Source organism: Mycobacterium tuberculosis complex sp. N0072, assembly GCF_030323725.1.
In the GTDB taxonomy this organism is placed as follows: domain Bacteria; phylum Actinomycetota; class Actinomycetes; order Mycobacteriales; family Mycobacteriaceae; genus Mycobacterium; species Mycobacterium tuberculosis.
Window position 1 is genome coordinate 746,979 of the sequence record NZ_CP040689.1, and the last position, 17,653, is coordinate 764,631.

The window sequence follows — 17,653 nt, forward strand, 5'->3', positions numbered from 1 at the left end:
TTCCGCCCTCATTACACATTCGGCGACGCTCGGTTGGCCCGCTGCTGGGCCGGAGGCGTTCCTTTATCGCAACGATTGGTCGCCGTAAGGTGCGGTCATGCGGGTGGTTTCGGCGGAATCGACCGAGCTTTTCGTCGGCCCGTCGGATGCGCCGCTGCAGCTGGTCCGCGTCGCGGTCACCGGGTGCACCGAACCGGCGCCGATCCGCATCCATGGTGACGGCTTGGCCGGCGAGGCGGCCGCCCGCCCCGGCGACGACGTCATCGAGGTTGCGGTCGCGGTTGAGTCCCCGGTCGTCGGTGAGCGGCGGACCGCGCGGGTACACACCCCCGATGGTCCGAGCCTGGCGTTCGAGTTCACCGTGGCCGAGCCCGGCTGGACGATGTTCATGATCAGCCACTTCCACTACGACCCGGTCTGGTGGAACACCCAGGGCGCCTATACCAGCCAGTGGCGCGAAGACCCGCCCGGGCGAGCCCGCCAGGCCAACGGCTTCGAGCTGGTGCGCGCGCATCTGGAGATGGCGCGCCGCGAGCCCGAGTACAAGTTCGTGCTAGCCGAGGTGGACTACCTCAAGCCGTACTGGGATACCCACCCGCAGGACCGCGCCGACCTGCGCCGGTTCCTCGCCGATGGCCGTATCGAAGTGATGGGCGGAACCTACAACGAACCCAACACCAACCTCACCAGCCCGGAGACCACCATCCGAAACCTGGTGCACGGCATCGGTTTTCAGCGTGACGTGCTGGGCGCCGAGCCGGCCACCGCGTGGCAGCTCGACGTGTTCGGCCATGACCCGCAATTTCCTGGGCTGGCCGCCGATGCCGGGCTGACGTCGAGTTCCTGGGCCCGCGGGCCACACCACCAGTGGGGTCCGGCCCAAGGCGGGGTAGACCGCATGCAGTTTTGCAGCGAGTTCGAGTGGATCGCGCCGTCGGGTCGCGGCCTGTTGACCCATTACATGCCGGCGCATTATTCGGCGGGCTGGTCGATGGACTCGTCCACCTCGCTGGCCGACGCTGAGGCCGCCACCTACGCGCTGTTCGACCAGCTCAAAAAGGTCGCGCTGACCCGCAACGTGCTCCTGCCGGTGGGCACCGACTACACCCCGCCGAACAAGTGGGTCACCGCCATCCACCGCGACTGGGGTGCGCGCTACACCTGGCCGCGCTTCGTGTGCGCGCTGCCCAAGGAGTTCTTCGCCGCGGTGCGCGCCGAACTGGCCAAGCGTGGTTGGGTGCCGTCGCCGCAGACCCGCGACATGAACCCGATCTACACCGGCAAGGACGTCTCCTACATCGACACCAAACAAGCCAACCGGGCCGCCGAGAACGCCGTCCTGGAAGCCGAGCGGTTCGCGGTGTTCGCCGCGCTGCTGACCGGCGCCGAGTATCCGCAGGCGGCGTTGGCCAAGGCGTGGGTGCAACTGGCCTACGGTGCGCACCACGACGCCATCACCGGCTCGGAGTCCGACCAGGTCTACCTCGACCTGCTGACCGGGTGGCGTGACGCGTGGGAGCTGGGCCGCGCGGCCCGGGACAACTCGCTGCGGTTGCTGTCCGGCGCGGTCGCCGCGTCGCACGATCGCGTCGTCGTGTGGAACCCGCTGACCCAGCGGCGCACCGACATCGTCACTGCCAGGGTCGACCCGCCGCTGCAGGCCGGCGTGCGGGTGTTCGATCCCGACGGGGCTGAGGTGGCCGCGCTCGTCGAGCACGACGGACGGTCGGTCACCTGGCTGGCGTGCGACGTGCCCTCGCTGGGCTGGCGGGTTTACCGGTTGGTGCCCGCCGACGAGGCGCCAGGCTGGGAATTGGTACCCGGCACCGACATCGCCAACGAGCACTATCGGCTGGCCGTCGACCCCGAGCGTGGCGGGGCGTTGTCGTCGCTGGTGCAGGACGGCCGCCAGCTGATCGCCGCCGGCCGGGTAGCCAACGAGCTGGCCCTCTACGAGGAATACCCGTCGCACCCGACTCAGGGGGAGGGTCCGTGGCATCTACTGCCCACGGGGCCGGTGGTGTGCTCCTCGGCATGCCCGGCGCAGGTGCAGGCATACCGCGGCCCGCTCGGTCAGCGGTTGGTCGTGCGGGGGCGGATCGGCACCCTGCTGCGCTACACGCAGACACTCACCTTGTGGGACGGCGTCGACCGGGTGGACTGCCGCACCAGCATCGACGAGTTCACCGGGGAAGACCGCTTGCTGCGGCTGCGCTGGCCGTGTCCGGTACCCGGCGCCATGCCGATCAGCGAAGTGGGGGACGCCGTCGTCGGGCGGGGTTTCGCGTTGCTGCACGAGGGGCCCGAATCGGTGGACACCGCCCAGCATCCGTGGACCCTGGACAACCCGGCCTACGGCTGGTTCGGGTTGTCCTCGGCGGTGCGGGTACGCGCCGGCGATGGGGTGCGCGCGGTGTCGGTGGCCGAGGTGGTGTCGCCGACGGAGACGGTGTCCGGCCCGATGGCGCGCGACCTGATGGTCGCGCTGGTCCGCGCGGGCGTCACCGCGACCTGCAGCGGCGCCGACAAGCCGCGCTACGGCCACCTCGATGTCGATTCCAATCTGCCGGACGCCAGGATCGCGCTCGGTGGGCCGGACCGCAACACGTTCACCAAGGCCGTGCTGGCCGAGGCCGCCCCGGCCTACACCGCCGAACTGCAGCGGCAGCTGGCGAAGACCGGCACGGCCAGGGTGTGGGTGCCGGCCGCGAACCCGTTGGCGCGGGCCTGGCTGCCCGGCGCGGACTTGCGGGCACCGTGCGCGCTGCCGGTGCTGGTGATCGACGGCCGAGACGAGAAGCACCTGCGCGCCGCGGTGGCGTCGCTGGCCGACGACCTGGCCGACGCCGAGATCGTCGTGCACCAGCGGGCCGCGCCGCAAATGGAGCCGTTCGAGGATCGCACGGTCGCGCTGCTCAACCGTGGGGTGCCCAGCTTCGCCGTCGACTCCGAGGGCACCCTGCACACCGCGCTGATGCGGTCGTGCACCGGCTGGCCCTCCGGGGTCTGGATCGACCAGCCGCGACGCACCGCCCCGGATGGCTCGAATTTCCAACTCCAGCACTGGACCCACCACTTCGACTACGCGCTTGTCTGCGGCGGCGGCGATTGGCGGCGCGCCGGCATCCCGGCGCGCAGCGCGCAGTTCTCCCACCCGCTGCTTGCGGTGGCGCCGCGACGGCCACAGGGCGAGCTGCCGGCGGTCGGCTCGCTGCTGCACGTCGAGCCGGCCGACTCGGTGCAGCTGGGCGCGCTCAAGGCGGCCGGCAACCCGCTGGCAGCCGGCAGCGCGCGGCCGGTCCAACCCGCCGCGGTGGCGCTGCGATTGGTGCAAACGACAGGAGCCGACACCCCGGTCACCATCGGCTGCGAGCTGGGCAAGGTAGGCGCCCTCCGGCCGGCCGACCTGCTGGAAACGCCGCTCGCAATGGCAAGGGCGCGCAAGTCGTCCATCGACCTGCACGGCTATCAGGTCGCCACCGTGCTGGCCCGGCTCGACGTGGCCGCTGATATGGCTAACGTGCTGGCGGCCGACGACGTGGCGTTGGCGCCGCACGCCGAGACCGCTCAGCCGCAGTACGCGCGCTATTGGCTGCACAACCGCGGCCCGGCGCCGCTGGGCGGGCTGCCCGCGGTCGCCCACCTGCACCCGCGGCGGGTGCGCGGCCAGCCCGGTGACGACGTGGTGCTGCGCCTGACCGCGGCCAGCGACTGCACCGATTCGGTGCTGGGCGGCGTGGTCGACGTCGTGTGTCCGCTCGGCTGGCCGGCCACACCGGCTCGGTTGCCGTTCACGCTGGGCGGCGGGGCGCACCTGCAGGCCGACATCGCGTTGAGCATTCCCGCCGGCGCGCCGCCGGGACCGTATCCGGTCCGCGCGCAGCTGCGCGTCGTCGACACGGCGGTACCGGCCGCCTGGCGCCAGGTGGTCGAGGACGTGTGCGTGGTCACCGTCGGCGCCGACTCCGATCTGGAGGAGCTGGTCTACCTCGTCGATGGGCCGGCCGACATCGAGCTGGCCGCCGGCGACCGGGCCCGGCTGGCGGTGACGATCGGCAGCCGCGCTCACGCCGAGCTGGCCCTGGATGCGCACTCGATCAGCCCCTGGGGCACCTGGGAGTGGATCGGCCCGCCCGCGCTCGGCGCCGTGCTACCCGCCCGGGGCATGGCCAAGCTGGCTTTCGATGTGACCCCGCCGGCCTGGCTGGAGCCCGGGCAGTGGTGGGCCCTGGTTCGGGTCGGTTGCGCGGGTCAGTTGGTCTATTCGCCGGCGGTGAAGGTGAGCGTGACATGAGCGGGCGAAGCCGATTGCCCGGCTCCTCCTCACGCCGCGACGCGGCGCGCATCGTCGCCGAGCGGGTGGTCGCGACCGTCGCCGGTGTCGCGGTAGCGGTCGACGAGGTCGACGCGGCCGAAGCGCGGCTGCGCGACGGACCGCGCGCGGCCGCGCTGCCGGCGAGCGGCACCAGCGAGGGACGCCAACTGCGGCGCTGGCTCACCCAACTGATCGTGACCGAGCGGGTGGTAGCCGCCGAGGCCGCCGCACGTGGTCTGACCGCGGCGGGCGCCCCCGCCGAGGCGGACCTGCTGCCCGACGCGACGGCTCGGCTGGAGATCGGCAGCGTCGCCGCCGCGGTGCTGGCGGATCCTTTGGCGCGGGCGTTGTTCGCCGCCGTCACCGCGCGGGTCGCGGTCACCGACGACGCCGTGGCCGACTACCATGCCCGCAACCCGCTGCGGTTCGCCGCGCCATGTCCCGGCCAGCACGGCTGGCGTGCCCCGGCGGCGGCCGCCCCACCGCTGGATCAGGTGCGCCGCGCGATCACCGAGCATCTGTTGGGGGCCGCGCGCCGCCGCGCCTTCCGGGTGTGGCTGGACGCGCGCCGGAACGCCCTGGTGGTGCTGGCCCCCGGCTATGAGCACCCCGGCGACCCGCGCCAACCCGACAACACCCGCCGGCACTGATGCTCACCCTTTGCCTCGACATCGGCGGCACCAAGATCGCCGCGGGCCTGGCCGACCCGGCCGGCACGTTGGTGCACACCGCCCAACGTCCCACCCCGGCGTATGGCGGAGCCGAACAGGTCTGGGCCGCGGTCGCCGAGATGATCGCCGACGCGCTCGGCGTGGCGGGGGGCGCGGTCGGTGGTGTGGGGATCGCCTCGGCCGGTCCTATCGACCTACACAGCGGCCGCGTCAGCCCGATCAACATCGGATCCTGGGGCGGCTTTCCGCTGCGGGATCGGGTCGCCGCCGCGGTCCCGGGGGTTCCGGTGCGGCTGGGGGGTGACGGGGTGTGCATGGCGCTCGGCGAGCACTGGCTGGGAGCCGGACGGGGTGCGCGCTTTCTGTTGGGTTTGGTGGTGTCCACCGGGGTGGGCGGCGGGTTGGTGCTCGACGGCGCCCCCTGTCTCGGCCGCACCGGCAACGCCGGTCACGTCGGCCACGTGGTGGTGGATCCGGATGGCTCGCCGTGCCCGTGCGGGGGGCGTGGCTGTGTGGAGACCATCGCGTCCGGCCCGTCGCTGGCGCGCTGGGCGCGGGCCAACGGCTGGTCCGCGCCGCCCGGGGCCGGCGCCAAAGAGCTGGCCGAGGCGGCTGGGGCCGGAGACCCGGTGGCGCTGCGGGCCTTCCGCCGCGGCGCCGCGGCGCTGGCCGCGATGATCGCCTCGGTGGGCGCCGTGTGCGACTTGGATCTCGCCGTCATCGGCGGCGGCGTGGCCAAGTCGGGTCGCCTGCTGTTCGAGCCGTTACGTGCGGCGCTAGCCGACCACGCCCGGCTGGACTTTCTGGCCGGCCTGCGGGTGGTGCCTGCCGAGCTGGGCGGCGCCGCCGGCCTGGTGGGTGCGGCCAGGCTCGCGGCCATCGCATAATGCCGATTGTGAATCTGGCGACGCGACACGCCGGTGCGGCGTCGCGGGATTCACACTCGGCGATACGTGTCGCCGTTTTGGCTGACCGGACCGGGCCAGGCTATTGTGGTTGCCGATCCACCGAAGACCGTCGGTCACCGAGCAATCGGTTGAAGGTCCGGGAGCATCCCGGCGACCCACGCAGGAGGACGAGGCAGCACCGCCGGCGCGCGCCGGCCTAGTTCCACGCCCCGACCGCTTCCTGCGTCGGGGCGTTCGTCGTTCCCGGGTGGTCGCAGACGGCACGTCGTACCCCGACTGCCACCAGACTTGCACCGTCAGGAGGTATGCATGGCCAGGGCTGACAAGGCCACCGCCGTCGCAGACATCGCAGCGCAGTTCAAGGAGTCGACCGCGACGTTGATCACCGAATACCGCGGCTTGACGGTGGCCAACCTGGCCGAGCTACGCAGGTCTCTGACGGGGTCGGCGACCTACGCGGTGGCCAAAAACACACTCATCAAGCGGGCGGCCTCCGAGGCCGGCATCGAGGGCCTCGACGAACTGTTTGTGGGCCCCACCGCGATCGCGTTCGTCACCGGTGAGCCGGTCGACGCCGCCAAGGCCATCAAGACCTTCGCCAAGGAGCACAAGGCGCTGGTCATCAAGGGCGGCTACATGGACGGCCACCCATTGACCGTGGCCGAAGTCGAGCGCATCGCCGACCTGGAGTCCCGCGAGGTGTTACTGGCCAAGCTGGCCGGTGCGATGAAGGGCAACCTGGCCAAGGCGGCCGGGTTGTTCAACGCGCCGGCCTCGCAGCTGGCCCGGCTCGCGGCCGCCCTGCAGGAAAAGAAGGCCTGCCCAGGCCCAGACTCAGCCGAGTAGTCACCCAGTACCCCACACCAGGAAGGACCGCCCATCATGGCAAAGCTCTCCACCGACGAACTGCTGGACGCGTTCAAGGAAATGACCCTGTTGGAGCTCTCCGACTTCGTCAAGAAGTTCGAGGAGACCTTCGAGGTCACCGCCGCCGCTCCAGTCGCCGTCGCCGCCGCCGGTGCCGCCCCGGCCGGTGCCGCCGTCGAGGCTGCCGAGGAGCAGTCCGAGTTCGACGTGATCCTTGAGGCCGCCGGCGACAAGAAGATCGGCGTCATCAAGGTGGTCCGGGAGATCGTTTCCGGCCTGGGCCTCAAGGAGGCCAAGGACCTGGTCGACGGCGCGCCCAAGCCGCTGCTGGAGAAGGTCGCCAAGGAGGCCGCCGACGAGGCCAAGGCCAAGCTGGAGGCCGCCGGCGCCACCGTCACCGTCAAGTAGCTCTGCCCAGCGTGTTCTTTTGCGTCTGCTCGGCCCGTAGCGAACACTGCGCCCGCTCGGGTGAATCTCCCAGCGCGACAAGCAGGTTCACCGTCATCGCGGCGAGCACCGGTTCGACGGCCGCGCCTCGATCGCCGTAGAAGCCGGCCAGCTCGAGCATCACGAAGCCGTGGATCTGTGACCAAAACTGCGCCGCGGTGGCAACTATTGCCGTGTCGTCGTCGGCTCCAAGCGCGGTCGCGAACCGGCCGGCCAGCAGGCACCGGTGCACCGCTCGCACCACATGCGCGAAACTGGGGTGCTGGTGTTCGATCTCGGCAACCTTGAGGGTCAACACGTCGCGCGCTGGCACGTTGATGCCGTGTGCGCTGGTGCTGCCGAACATTAGCCGGTACATGTGCGGGCGCTCGATGGCGTAGCGCCGGTAGGCGGTGCCGATGGCCAGCAGGTCGGCGACCGGATCGGCGGTCTGCGGGACCGTCAGCGCGACATCGAACTGGCGTAGCCCTTCTTCGGCTATGGCGGCGATCAGTCCGCGCATCCCGCCGAAATGGGTGTACACCGCCATCGTCGAGGTGCCTGCTGCGGCGGCCACCTTGCGGGTCTGCAGCGCGTCGGGCCCGTGATCGTCGAGCAGTCGCACGCCGGCGTGCAGCAGCTCGTCGCGAACACCGGTCTGCGAGGTCATCCTTGCCATGTTCTCACCAAGGGCGTACCGTTCCAATACCAGTGAAATAACAATGTTATAGGAGATCGGCATGACCACCGCACAAGCCGCCGAATCCCAAAACCCATATCTCGAGGGCTTCCTGGCGCCGGTGAGCACCGAGGTAACTGCCACCGACCTGCCGGTCACCGGCCGCATTCCGGAACACCTCGACGGGCGTTATCTGCGTAACGGCCCCAACCCGGTCGCGGAGGTCGACCCGGCCACCTACCACTGGTTCACCGGCGACGCCATGGTGCACGGAGTCGCGCTGCGCGACGGGAAGGCCCGCTGGTATCGCAATCGCTGGGTCCGCACACCCGCGGTGTGCGCCGCCCTGGGCGAGCCCATTTCGGCCCGGCCTCACCCGCGCACCGGGATTATCGAGGGCGGTCCCAACACCAACGTGCTGACCCACGCCGGACGCACCCTGGCCTTGGTTGAGGCCGGCGTGGTCAACTACGAACTCACCGATGAGCTGGACACCGTGGGACCCTGTGACTTCGACGGCACCCTGCACGGCGGTTACACCGCCCATCCGCAGCGTGATCCGCACACGGGTGAACTGCACGCGGTGTCCTACTCGTTCGCCCGCGGACACAGAGTGCAGTACTCGGTGATCGGCACCGACGGACACGCTCGTCGGACGGTTGATATCGAGGTGGCGGGATCGCCGATGATGCACAGCTTCTCCCTGACCGACAACTACGTGGTGATCTACGACCTGCCGGTGACCTTCGACCCAATGCAGGTGGTGCCGGCGTCCGTGCCACGCTGGCTGCAACGGCCCGCCAGGTTGGTGATCCAGTCGGTCCTGGGCCGTGTCCGCATCCCCGACCCGATAGCGGCGTTGGGCAACCGGATGCAGGGTCACTCCGATCGCCTCCCGTACGCCTGGAACCCCAGCTACCCGGCGCGCGTCGGTGTCATGCCGCGCGAGGGTGGCAACGAGGACGTGCGGTGGTTCGACATCGAACCCTGCTACGTATACCACCCACTTAACGCCTACTCGGAGTGCCGGAACGGCGCTGAGGTGCTGGTGTTGGACGTGGTGCGCTACTCACGGATGTTTGATCGCGACCGGCGGGGTCCCGGCGGTGACAGCCGGCCCTCGCTGGATCGCTGGACCATCAACCTGGCGACCGGTGCGGTGACCGCCGAATGCCGCGACGATCGGGCGCAGGAGTTTCCCCGCATCAACGAGACTCTGGTGGGTGGGCCGCATCGCTTCGCCTACACCGTCGGCATCGAGGGTGGGTTTCTCGTCGGCGCCGGCGCTGCGTTGTCGACTCCGCTGTATAAACAGGACTGCGTGACCGGGTCCAGCACGGTCGCCTCGCTCGATCCCGACCTGCTGATCGGCGAGATGGTGTTCGTGCCGAACCCGTCGGCGCGTGCAGAAGATGACGGGATTCTCATGGGCTACGGCTGGCACCGCGGCCGCGACGAAGGCCAGCTGCTCTTGCTGGATGCCCAGACTCTCGAGTCGATCGCCACCGTGCACCTGCCACAGCGTGTGCCGATGGGCTTCCACGGCAACTGGGCGCCGACCACCTGACGGCGCCTCGGGTGCGATACAGTGACTCATACCACACAACGGGCCGGTGGCAGCCACGAGCGTCGACAGAAGGGTTTCCCATGGGCGTCAGCATCGAGGTCAACGGACTAACGAAGTCCTTCGGGTCCTCGAGGATCTGGGAAGATGTCACGCTAACGATCCCCGCCGGGGAGGTCAGCGTGCTGCTGGGCCCATCGGGTACCGGCAAATCGGTGTTTCTGAAATCTCTGATCGGCCTCCTGCGGCCGGAGCGCGGCTCGATCATCATCGACGGCACCGACATCATCGAATGCTCGGCCAAGGAGCTTTACGAGATCCGCACATTGTTCGGCGTGCTGTTTCAGGACGGTGCCCTGTTCGGGTCGATGAACCTCTACGACAACACCGCGTTCCCCCTGCGTGAGCACACCAAGAAAAAGGAAAGCGAGATCCGTGACATCGTCATGGAGAAGCTGGCCCTAGTCGGCCTGGGTGGGGACGAGAAGAAGTTCCCCGGCGAGATCTCCGGCGGGATGCGTAAGCGTGCCGGCCTAGCGCGTGTCCTGGTCCTTGACCCGCAGATCATTCTCTGCGACGAGCCCGACTCGGGTCTGGACCCGGTTCGTACCGCCTACCTGAGCCAGCTGATCATGGACATCAACGCCCAGATCGACGCCACCATCCTGATCGTGACGCACAACATCAACATCGCCCGCACCGTGCCGGACAACATGGGCATGTTGTTCCGCAAGCATTTGGTGATGTTCGGGCCGCGGGAGGTGCTACTCACCAGCGACGAGCCGGTGGTGCGGCAGTTCCTCAACGGCCGGCGCATCGGCCCGATCGGCATGTCCGAGGAGAAGGACGAGGCCACCATGGCCGAAGAGCAGGCCCTGCTCGATGCCGGCCACCACGCGGGCGGTGTCGAGGAAATCGAGGGCGTGCCGCCGCAGATCAGCGCGACACCGGGCATGCCGGAGCGCAAAGCGGTCGCCCGGCGTCAGGCTCGGGTTCGCGAGATGTTGCACACGCTGCCCAAAAAGGCCCAGGCGGCGATCCTCGACGATCTCGAGGGCACGCACAAGTACGCGGTGCACGAAATCGGCCAGTAAGGCGCGCGGGGATGCGACCGCCGGACCGCCGCAATCGGATGATTTCGCGTAACTTGCCGCATATCACCCGGAGACCGAATCGGGTCGGCCGCTGGAGGCGGCGCCTGTTCGGGAGCTGATCACGCAACGTTTGTATCTGCTGCCGACCTTCCGTTGGCGGCTCGCGTAGGTGGCACAGTCCGCGAAGTGCTTGGGCCGCTGATCAAGGCGCTCCCGGAGCACAATCCAGACATGTCAGGCCGTCACCGACGCACAGGCGACGGCCCTCGAGCAGCGTGGGAAGAGCCGGGCTCGTCGAGTGGATCACACATTTCGAGGCGCTCTCGTGTATCGAGCGGCACATCAGCCATGCGTGTCTCCTTGTCCTGCCTTCTCCAGAGGAAACCGCTAGTCGTCGGCGCTGACGACCCTCCGCACTCTGATGTCGGGAAGGTGACGCTCTGCGAGTTCGTAGTCGGCATCGTCGTGGAGGACTACTAGGCCCCTGGCCGCCGCAGTGTCGCAGATCAGCAGATCGACAACCGACAGGGCACCCACCGCTCCCGCCCGGGCGAGGCGGTGCTGTGCCGAATCGATCCACCGCCACACGGATTTCGGCACTGGCACATCGGGGTAGACGTCACCAAACATCCGGCTCATCTGGTCGAACTCGTCCGCATTCCGCGCTGATCGGCAGAACTCGGCTCGTTGCGGTTCGCACGACCCGACGGCCCGCTGAGCAGCGCGGAGTTCCAGGCCTCGGTGGGTTCCGGTTGTCGTTGCAGCCGCCAAACCGCTGAGGAATCCACCAGGAAATAGATCAAATCCCGAGGGCCTTCTCGTCGTCCCGCGCGGCCACCCAGCCCTTGTAGTCCCAGCCTTTCGCCTACTCGCGCGAGCGGGCCAGGGCCTCGATGCGCCGAAACCGTTCGACGTAATCGCGCATCGCGAGGTTCACGGCTTCCTTCTTTGTGTGCACGGCGGCGATGCGCATCACATCGGCCAGCGCTTCGTCGTCGAGGTCGATCTGGGTCACCGACACGACGGCCTCCTATGTTGAAGACATATCACATAAACATACGTAACCAACATTGCGAGGAGACCGTCTCGCGCCTGCTCAGGGCAACGATATGGCGCCAGTCAGACCAAGCAGCAATACGATCCCGGGCAATAGGTTGGTCACTTGGTGCGTGACGATGCTGGCCAGTAGACCGCCGGAATAGAACCGTGCCAGCGCGATCGGGATGGCCACCACCACCAGCAGTGGAGCTCGGGCGAACTCGAGATGGGCCAATGCGAAGACCACGGTGGTAACCACCAGCGCCGCCCACCGACCCCAGCGCCGATCCACAGCACCCCAGAGCAGCCCGCGGTAGATGATCTCTTCGCACAGTGGCGCGACGAACACCACGACCAGAAAGACGACCAGCGCCCACGGCCAGGACGCCCGAACGCCACCGAAAATCCTTACTACAGCGGAATTCGCTTCTGGCCCAACGATAGCGGTGTAGACCAGCGACGCCGGAATCGTGACCAGCATTCCGCCGAAACCGAACATCAACCCGAGCCGCAGTCCGCGCCACGACCAGCGCAGCCGCAAGTCGGTGCGGGGGCCGTTGCCGCGGAGCCTGGTGATGAGGATGGCCAGCCCGGCGGCGACCACCGTGGGGGCGGCTAGCGCAAGGGCCAGCACCCCGGCAGACACCGGGCCGTGACCGGTAAGGACAACCGCTAACGAAGTCGAGGCGACCAGGAATACCAGCTCGACGACCAAGAAGGCCCCAAGTCCCCAGCGGTGACTGGGGGCTACGATATCGGCACGGCCCGCTTCCACGGCTCCGACGGTATCGAAGTGTCACCGCCACCGGCGCTGACGTCGAGCCGGCGGACGGCCGGCTGCTACGCGCGCGGTACCTCGTCGGGCGGATCGGGTTCGGTCGATCGACGCGAAATATGTTGGCGACTGGCAACTTCCGGTGCTTGCCACGGTCTCAACTCTCACCGCCGTGTTGATCCGGACCGACGGATGTGTCGCCGAACCGACCATATCGTGGGCTTGCTGACGCGCTCATCAGTCGGTTCGGGTGGCCACGTGCAACCAGCCCCCGCTCAACACCCCGTGCTCGCCCGGAGTGTTTGACAGGCTTCGTGCAGGCGGGCCGGGGACAGCCGGGTGATGCGGCGTCGGAATGCGGTGCGTGGCAACGTATGAATGTTGTCGAAGTTGACGACGCAGTCGCTCGGAACACGGTTTTCGACGGCCGTGAGCTCCAATTCCGACACCAGGCCTCGGCGGGTGCGGGTTAGGGCCACCACAACGACCGCGCCGATGCGGTCTGCCACCGGATCTCTGGTAAGGACAAGTACTGGTCTGTCACCACCAGGTGTGGCGGCAAACCACAATTCACCGCGCCGCATCGGCCCAGTCGGCCCAGTCCTCCGCCGGCCCCCAGTCGGCGATCTCAGCCAGTGCGTTCTCGTCGTCCGTCAACGGTCGCTCGGTGTAGGCCTGGACATCCTGGTCCGCGGCCAGCGCGGCCAAGTGACGTCGCAGCGCATCGCGCAGCAGCTCGGAGCGGCCGATGTGTAGGCGACGCGCCCACGCGTCGGCCAGGTCGACGTCGTGGTCGTCGGCGCGGAAGCTGAGCATCGTCATACATCGAGTTTAGAGCGTATGACATTGTCGGCCGGCGAGCAGACGCATAAGCCCCCGCACGCTCGGCGTGTCGGGGGCTTATGCGACTGCTCGCCCGGGGCCGTCAGCGGTCGCCGAGCAGGCTGACCATCCCGGCCGCGTCGGGAATGACGTGCACGACATCCGACAGATCGGCGAACGCCGGGTCAGCCGAGACAAGAGCGGTCGCGCCGGCGCTTGCGGCAACCGCCGCGAGCACCGCGTCGCAGGCTTCAAGCCCTGGCGTTGTCTCGAACAGCGTCAGGCCGCGCTTCGAGGTGGCCTCGATTGATGGTGAGTAGCGGCGAGAGCAGTTCGGCATAGTCACACGGCCCAGCGCGGCGGCGTCGCTGCGGTCGCGCCGGCGGGCGCGTACGTGGACGAACTCCTGGATCACCTCGGCGGTGGTGGTCGCAGCGATGCGTTCGTCGGCGATTGCCGCGACGAGATCGCGGCAGGGATCGCGGAGTGGATGCTCGGCGCCTTTGGCATAGACGAGGACGGTGGTGTCGAGCACTATCATCCGCGGCGCGCCCGGAGGGCCTCGAGTTCCTGCTTCAGCTCCCGCGGCTCGGGAACGGACATGTCGGCGGCGTCGAGCAGGCGCCTGCCCGCGGACTTGCGGCGACCGGCGGGGCTGACGAGGCCTCGATCAATGGCCTCACGCACGACGGTTGCGACCGGGACGCCTCGCTCGCGCGCCACCGCGGTGATGCGGCGGTGGCACTCGTCGTCGAGCAGGATCTGGAGCCGATGCGCCAGACGCATGCTCATACATTTAGCATGCTGAAATTTGGGCGGCGGCTGCCATTGCGGTCGCGTTGACCCGCGGACGGCCCAGACGCTGCGGTTGTAGCGTCGATAGGCACGCGTATTAGGGAGGAACAATGCCGCAGCCAAGAACGCATCTGCCGATTCCCAGTGCTGCTCGCACCGGGCTGATCACGTATGACGCGAAGGATCCCGACAGCACCTATCCGCCGATCGAGCAGCTGCGCCCACCGGCGGGTGCCCCGAATGTGTTGCTGATCCTGCTTGACGATGTCGGGTTCGGTGCGTCGAGCGCGTTCGGAGGCCCATGCAGGACGTCGACGGCGGAACTGCTTGCCGGTAACGGGTTGCGGTACAACCGGTTTCACACCACCGCGCTGTGCTCGCCGACGCGTCAGGCGTTGTTAACTGGACGCAACCATCACTCCGCCGGCATGGGCGGTATCACCGAAATCGCCACCGGTGCACCGGGATACAGCTCAGTACTACCGAACACCATGTCGCCGATCGCGCGGACGCTAAAGCTCAACGGCTACAACACCGCCCAGTTCGGCAAGTGCCACGAAGTCCCGGTCTGGCAGACCAGCCCGGTCGGGCCGTTCGACGCGTGGCCCAGCGGCGGCGGTGGTTTCGAATACTTCTACGGGTTTATCGGTGGCGAGGCTAACCAGTGGTATCCGAGTCTGTACGAGGGCACCACGCCGGTCGAGGTGAACCGCACGCCCGAGGAGGGTTACCATTTCATGGCGGACATGACCGACAAGGCCCTCGGCTGGATCGGACAGCAGAAGGCACTGGCCCCCGACCGGCCGTTCTTCGTGTACTTCGCCCCGGGCGCCACCCACGCGCCCCACCACGTTCCGCGGGAGTGGGCCGACAAGTACCGGGGCCGCTTCGATGTGGGCTGGGACGCACTGCGAGAGGAAACCTTCGCCCGGCAAAAGGAACTCGGGGTGATCCCGGCGGACTGCCAGCTGACCGCGCGGCACGCCGAAATCCCGGCGTGGGACGACATGCCGGAGGACCTCAAACCCGTGCTATGCCGGCAGATGGAGGTCTACGCGGGCTTTCTGGAATACACCGACCACCACGTCGGCCGGCTCGTCGACGGCCTGCAGCGCCTCGGTGTGCTCGACGACACGCTGGTGTTCTACATCATCGGCGACAACGGCGCCTCGGCCGAGGGCACGATCAACGGCACCTACAACGAGATGTTGAACTTCAACGGCCTGGCCGACATCGAGACGCCGCGGTTCATGACCGACCGGCTCGACAAGTTCGGCGGGCCGGAGTCCTACAACCACTATTCGGTGGGTTGGGCGCATGCGATGGATACCCCCTATCAGTGGACCAAACAAGTGGCCTCGCACTGGGGTGGCACGCGTAACGGCACGATTGTGCACTGGCCCAACGGAATTGCCGCCAAGGGGGAGATGCGCTGGCAGTTTCACCACGTCATCGACGTGGCGCCGACCATCCTGGAGGCGGCGGGGTTGCCGGAACCGTTATTCGTCAACGGCGTGCAGCAACACCCCATCGAAGGGGTCAGCATGGCCTATTCGTTCGACGACGCGCAGGCGCCGGATCGGCACGAGACGCAGTATTTCGAGATGTTCGGAAACCGGGGCATCTACCACAAGGGTTGGACCGCGGTGACCAAGCACAAGACGCCGTGGATTTTGGTTGGCGAGCAGACCGTCGCGTTCGACGACGACGTGTGGGAGCTCTACGACACCACCAAGGATTGGAGCCAGGCCAAAGACTTGGCCAAGGAGATGCCGGAAAAGCTGCATGAGCTGCAGCGGCTGTGGCTGATCGAGGCGACGCGCTACAACGTGCTTCCGCTGGACGACGACACCGCCAGCCGCATCAACCCCGATCTGGCGGGCAGGCCGGTGCTCATCAGGGGCAACACCCAGGTGCTGTTTTCGAACATGGGCCGGTTGTCGGAGAACTGTGTGCTCAACCTCAAGAACAAATCGCACACGGTGACCGCTGAGGTCGAGGTGCCCGAGACCGGTGCTGAGGGCGTGATCGTCGCGCAGGGCGCCAGCATCGGCGGCTGGAGCCTGTATGCCAACGACGGCAAGCTCAAGTACTGCTACAACCTGGGTGGTATCAAGCACTTCTACGCCGAGTCCGCCGACCCGCTGCCGGCCGGCGCCCATCAGGTGCGCATGGAATTCGCTTATGCCGGTGGCGGTTTGGGCAAGGGCGGCGAGGTAACTCTTTATGTCGACGGCCAACAGGTCGGCGAAGGACATGTCGAAGCCACCCTTGCCATCGTCTTCTCGGCCGACGACGGCTGCGATGTCGGCATGGATTCGGGCTCGCCCGTCTCACCCGACTATGCCCCGGGGAGTAACGCGTTCAACGGGCGGATCAAGGGCGTGCAGCTCGCGATCGCCGAGGCCGCCGCTGCTGCGGGCCATCTGGTCGACCCGGAGCACGCGATCCGCATCGCGCTGGCGCGCCAATAGGGCCGCACAGTCAAACGGGGAGGGGACGGCGATGGAAAAGTCACGGTGCCACGCTGTCGCACATGGAGGTGGGTGTGCGGGATCTGCGAAATCGCACAAGTCAGGTGGTCGATGCGGTCAAGGCCGGGGTGCCGGTGACTCTCACGGTACACGGGGAGCCGGTCGCCGATATCGTGCCGCATCGGCGCCGCATCCGCTGGCTGTCGGGGCGCATCTGCGCGATGAGCTCGCCAAGCGCTCGGCCGACCCGCGCCTCACCGATGAACTCAACGACTTGGCCGGTCATACCCTCGACGACCTGTGACCGAGGGCGAGGTCGGGGTAGGCCTGCTAGATACGTCGGTCTTCATTGCGCGCGAGAGCGGCGGTGCAATCGCGGACCTGCCTGAACGCGTGGCGCTTTCGGTTATGACGATCGGTGAGCTGCAACTCGGTCTGCTCAATGCTGGCGATTCGGCGACCCGATCACGACGCGCCGACACCCTCGCGCTAGCGCGCACGGCCGATCAGATCCCTGTCAGTGAAGCGGTGATGATTTCGTTGGCTCGACTCGTCGCGGACTGCCGAGCCGCGGGCGTGCGGCGGTCGGTGAAGCTGACCGACGCTCTCATTGCGGCAACCGCGGAGATCAAGGTGTGACACCAAGGACTGATGAAGGTGCCGCTGCACCCTGCCTGATGCCTGACGTCACGATGCCCGTGAAGCGTGGTGATGCCCGGGGAGCTTTGGGTGTGGGTCCAGCTTTGTTCGTGGTGAGCGTGAGCAGCTCGCTGGTGAGGGCCAGGAGCTGTCGTTGCACGGCGGATTGATCGATTCGACCGCATCCATCTGGAGCTACTGCCCCAGACCGGACTCGCAGCCTTGGCAAGCCGCTACGCGGGCATTCTCACCTGAGGCAACGAAGGGCGCTATGCGCGCATTGTGGGTGAGTCAACGCGAGGACTTGACGGCAGACGCTAAACGGGTCAATCTGTTGGGCAGCATGCGCCGCATGTGGCCAAAGGAAGTCGAGATCGCCAGCTAGCGCCGATATCCGGGGATGGTTGTTGCCGGGTATTTGAGGAATGCGCCGTCCTGCGCTATTGTTGGACGTTGCGCTGGCTACTTCCTGCCCACCTCACCCGCCACTTGACACCGTGGTCTTAGTCTGAGCCCAGTTTGCGGCTCAGCGGTTTAGTTGCGTGCGTGAGATCCGGACAGATCGTTCGCCGGCCGAAACCGACAA

At 67.8% G+C, this 17,653-nt stretch carries 19 protein-coding genes; 11 read left to right on the forward strand and 8 right to left on the reverse strand.

Going from position 1 to position 17,653, the window contains the following annotated elements; all coding sequences use genetic code 11:
• Window positions 1-97 precede the first annotated feature (97 nt).
• From FF952_RS03430 to rplL, 5 genes are all read left to right on the forward strand, one after another.
• Entirely contained in the window at window positions 98-4,294 is a 4,197-nt protein-coding gene (locus FF952_RS03430) for a glycoside hydrolase family 38 N-terminal domain-containing protein (protein ID WP_031653720.1), read from the forward strand.
• Complete coding sequence (locus FF952_RS03435; RefSeq protein WP_003403326.1) at window positions 4,291-4,965, forward strand: DUF7158 domain-containing protein; 675 nt, start codon at window positions 4,291-4,293, stop codon at window positions 4,963-4,965. The genes FF952_RS03430 and FF952_RS03435 overlap by 4 nt, the downstream gene beginning before the upstream one ends.
• On the forward strand, window positions 4,965-5,873 hold the full coding sequence (locus FF952_RS03440) for an ROK family protein (RefSeq protein ID WP_003403330.1): 909 nt from the start codon (window positions 4,965-4,967) through the stop codon (window positions 5,871-5,873). The genes FF952_RS03435 and FF952_RS03440 overlap by 1 nt, the downstream gene beginning before the upstream one ends.
• Window positions 5,874-6,203: 330 nt before the next feature.
• Entirely contained in the window at window positions 6,204-6,740 is a 537-nt protein-coding gene (rplJ, locus tag FF952_RS03445; protein ID WP_003403341.1) for a 50S ribosomal protein L10, read from the forward strand.
• Window positions 6,741-6,776: 36 nt separating this feature from the next.
• Window positions 6,777-7,169 carry a 50S ribosomal protein L7/L12 gene (rplL, locus tag FF952_RS03450; RefSeq protein WP_003403353.1) on the forward strand — a complete coding sequence of 131 codons (393 nt, stop codon included), beginning with the start codon at window positions 6,777-6,779 and terminating at the stop codon, window positions 7,167-7,169.
• On the opposite strand, the gene FF952_RS03455 is transcribed toward rplL, so the two are convergent.
• The gene (locus FF952_RS03455; RefSeq protein ID WP_003403355.1) at window positions 7,162-7,857 is read right to left on the reverse strand and encodes a TetR/AcrR family transcriptional regulator; all 696 of its coding nucleotides are present in this window, start codon (window positions 7,855-7,857) and stop codon (window positions 7,162-7,164) included. The two genes, rplL and FF952_RS03455, sit on opposite strands and share 8 nt — an antisense overlap.
• Window positions 7,858-7,927: 70 nt before the next feature.
• Here FF952_RS03455 and FF952_RS03460 point away from each other — a divergent pair, with 70 nt between their 5' ends.
• On the forward strand, window positions 7,928-9,433 hold the full coding sequence (locus FF952_RS03460; protein ID WP_003403360.1) for a carotenoid cleavage oxygenase: 1,506 nt from the start codon (window positions 7,928-7,930) through the stop codon (window positions 9,431-9,433).
• 80 nt (window positions 9,434-9,513) lie between these two features.
• A complete protein-coding gene (locus FF952_RS03465) occupies window positions 9,514-10,524 on the forward strand; it encodes an ABC transporter ATP-binding protein (protein ID WP_031653722.1) in 1,011 nt (336 codons plus the stop codon).
• Window positions 10,525-10,911: 387 nt separating this feature from the next.
• On the opposite strand, the gene FF952_RS03470 is transcribed toward FF952_RS03465, so the two are convergent.
• The 7 genes from FF952_RS03470 to FF952_RS03500 all read right to left on the reverse strand — a co-directional run bounded on the left by FF952_RS03470 (window position 10,912) and on the right by FF952_RS03500 (window position 13,951).
• Window positions 10,912-11,295 carry a ribonuclease VapC6 gene (locus FF952_RS03470; protein WP_003403365.1) on the reverse strand — a complete coding sequence of 128 codons (384 nt, stop codon included), beginning with the start codon at window positions 11,293-11,295 and terminating at the stop codon, window positions 10,912-10,914.
• Window positions 11,296-11,389: 94 nt separating this feature from the next.
• Window positions 11,390-11,545, reverse strand: coding sequence for a type II toxin-antitoxin system VapB family antitoxin (locus FF952_RS03475; protein WP_003403368.1), 156 nt, complete (start codon window positions 11,543-11,545; stop codon window positions 11,390-11,392).
• Window positions 11,546-11,620: 75 nt separating this feature from the next.
• Window positions 11,621-12,337 (reverse strand): CPBP family intramembrane glutamic endopeptidase, encoded by a 717-nt coding sequence (locus tag FF952_RS03480; protein ID WP_003903122.1) that lies wholly within the window; start codon window positions 12,335-12,337, stop codon window positions 11,621-11,623.
• 275 nt (window positions 12,338-12,612) lie between these two features.
• A complete protein-coding gene (locus FF952_RS03485; RefSeq protein ID WP_003403376.1) occupies window positions 12,613-12,921 on the reverse strand; it encodes a type II toxin-antitoxin system PemK/MazF family toxin in 309 nt (102 codons plus the stop codon).
• On the reverse strand, window positions 12,908-13,153 hold the full coding sequence (locus FF952_RS03490) for a ribbon-helix-helix protein, CopG family (protein WP_003403381.1): 246 nt from the start codon (window positions 13,151-13,153) through the stop codon (window positions 12,908-12,910). Before FF952_RS03490 ends, FF952_RS03485 begins: the two co-directional genes overlap by 14 nt.
• Window positions 13,154-13,262: 109 nt before the next feature.
• Complete coding sequence (locus FF952_RS03495; RefSeq protein ID WP_003403386.1) at window positions 13,263-13,700, reverse strand: type II toxin-antitoxin system VapC family toxin; 438 nt, start codon at window positions 13,698-13,700, stop codon at window positions 13,263-13,265.
• Window positions 13,697-13,951: an antitoxin VapB7 gene (locus FF952_RS03500; RefSeq protein WP_003911263.1), complete on the reverse strand. Its 255-nt coding sequence runs from the start codon at window positions 13,949-13,951 to the stop codon at window positions 13,697-13,699. The genes FF952_RS03495 and FF952_RS03500 overlap by 4 nt, the downstream gene beginning before the upstream one ends.
• A gap of 113 nt (window positions 13,952-14,064) precedes the next feature.
• Between FF952_RS03500 and atsD the strand changes: the two genes are divergently transcribed.
• The 4 genes from atsD to FF952_RS03520 all read left to right on the forward strand — a co-directional run bounded on the left by atsD (window position 14,065) and on the right by FF952_RS03520 (window position 17,237).
• The gene (gene atsD, locus FF952_RS03505; protein WP_003403397.1) at window positions 14,065-16,428 is read left to right on the forward strand and encodes an arylsulfatase AtsD; all 2,364 of its coding nucleotides are present in this window, start codon (window positions 14,065-14,067) and stop codon (window positions 16,426-16,428) included.
• Window positions 16,429-16,490: 62 nt separating this feature from the next.
• Window positions 16,491-16,817, forward strand: coding sequence for a type II toxin-antitoxin system Phd/YefM family antitoxin (locus tag FF952_RS03510; RefSeq protein ID WP_003403401.1), 327 nt, complete (start codon window positions 16,491-16,493; stop codon window positions 16,815-16,817).
• Window positions 16,729-17,067: a PIN domain-containing protein gene (locus FF952_RS03515; protein WP_003403405.1), complete on the forward strand. Its 339-nt coding sequence runs from the start codon at window positions 16,729-16,731 to the stop codon at window positions 17,065-17,067. Before FF952_RS03510 ends, FF952_RS03515 begins: the two co-directional genes overlap by 89 nt.
• Window positions 17,064-17,237, forward strand: a complete 174-nt coding sequence (locus FF952_RS03520; protein ID WP_003898549.1) for a hypothetical protein — start codon at window positions 17,064-17,066, stop codon at window positions 17,235-17,237. The genes FF952_RS03515 and FF952_RS03520 overlap by 4 nt, the downstream gene beginning before the upstream one ends.
• Window positions 17,238-17,653 lie beyond the last annotated feature (416 nt).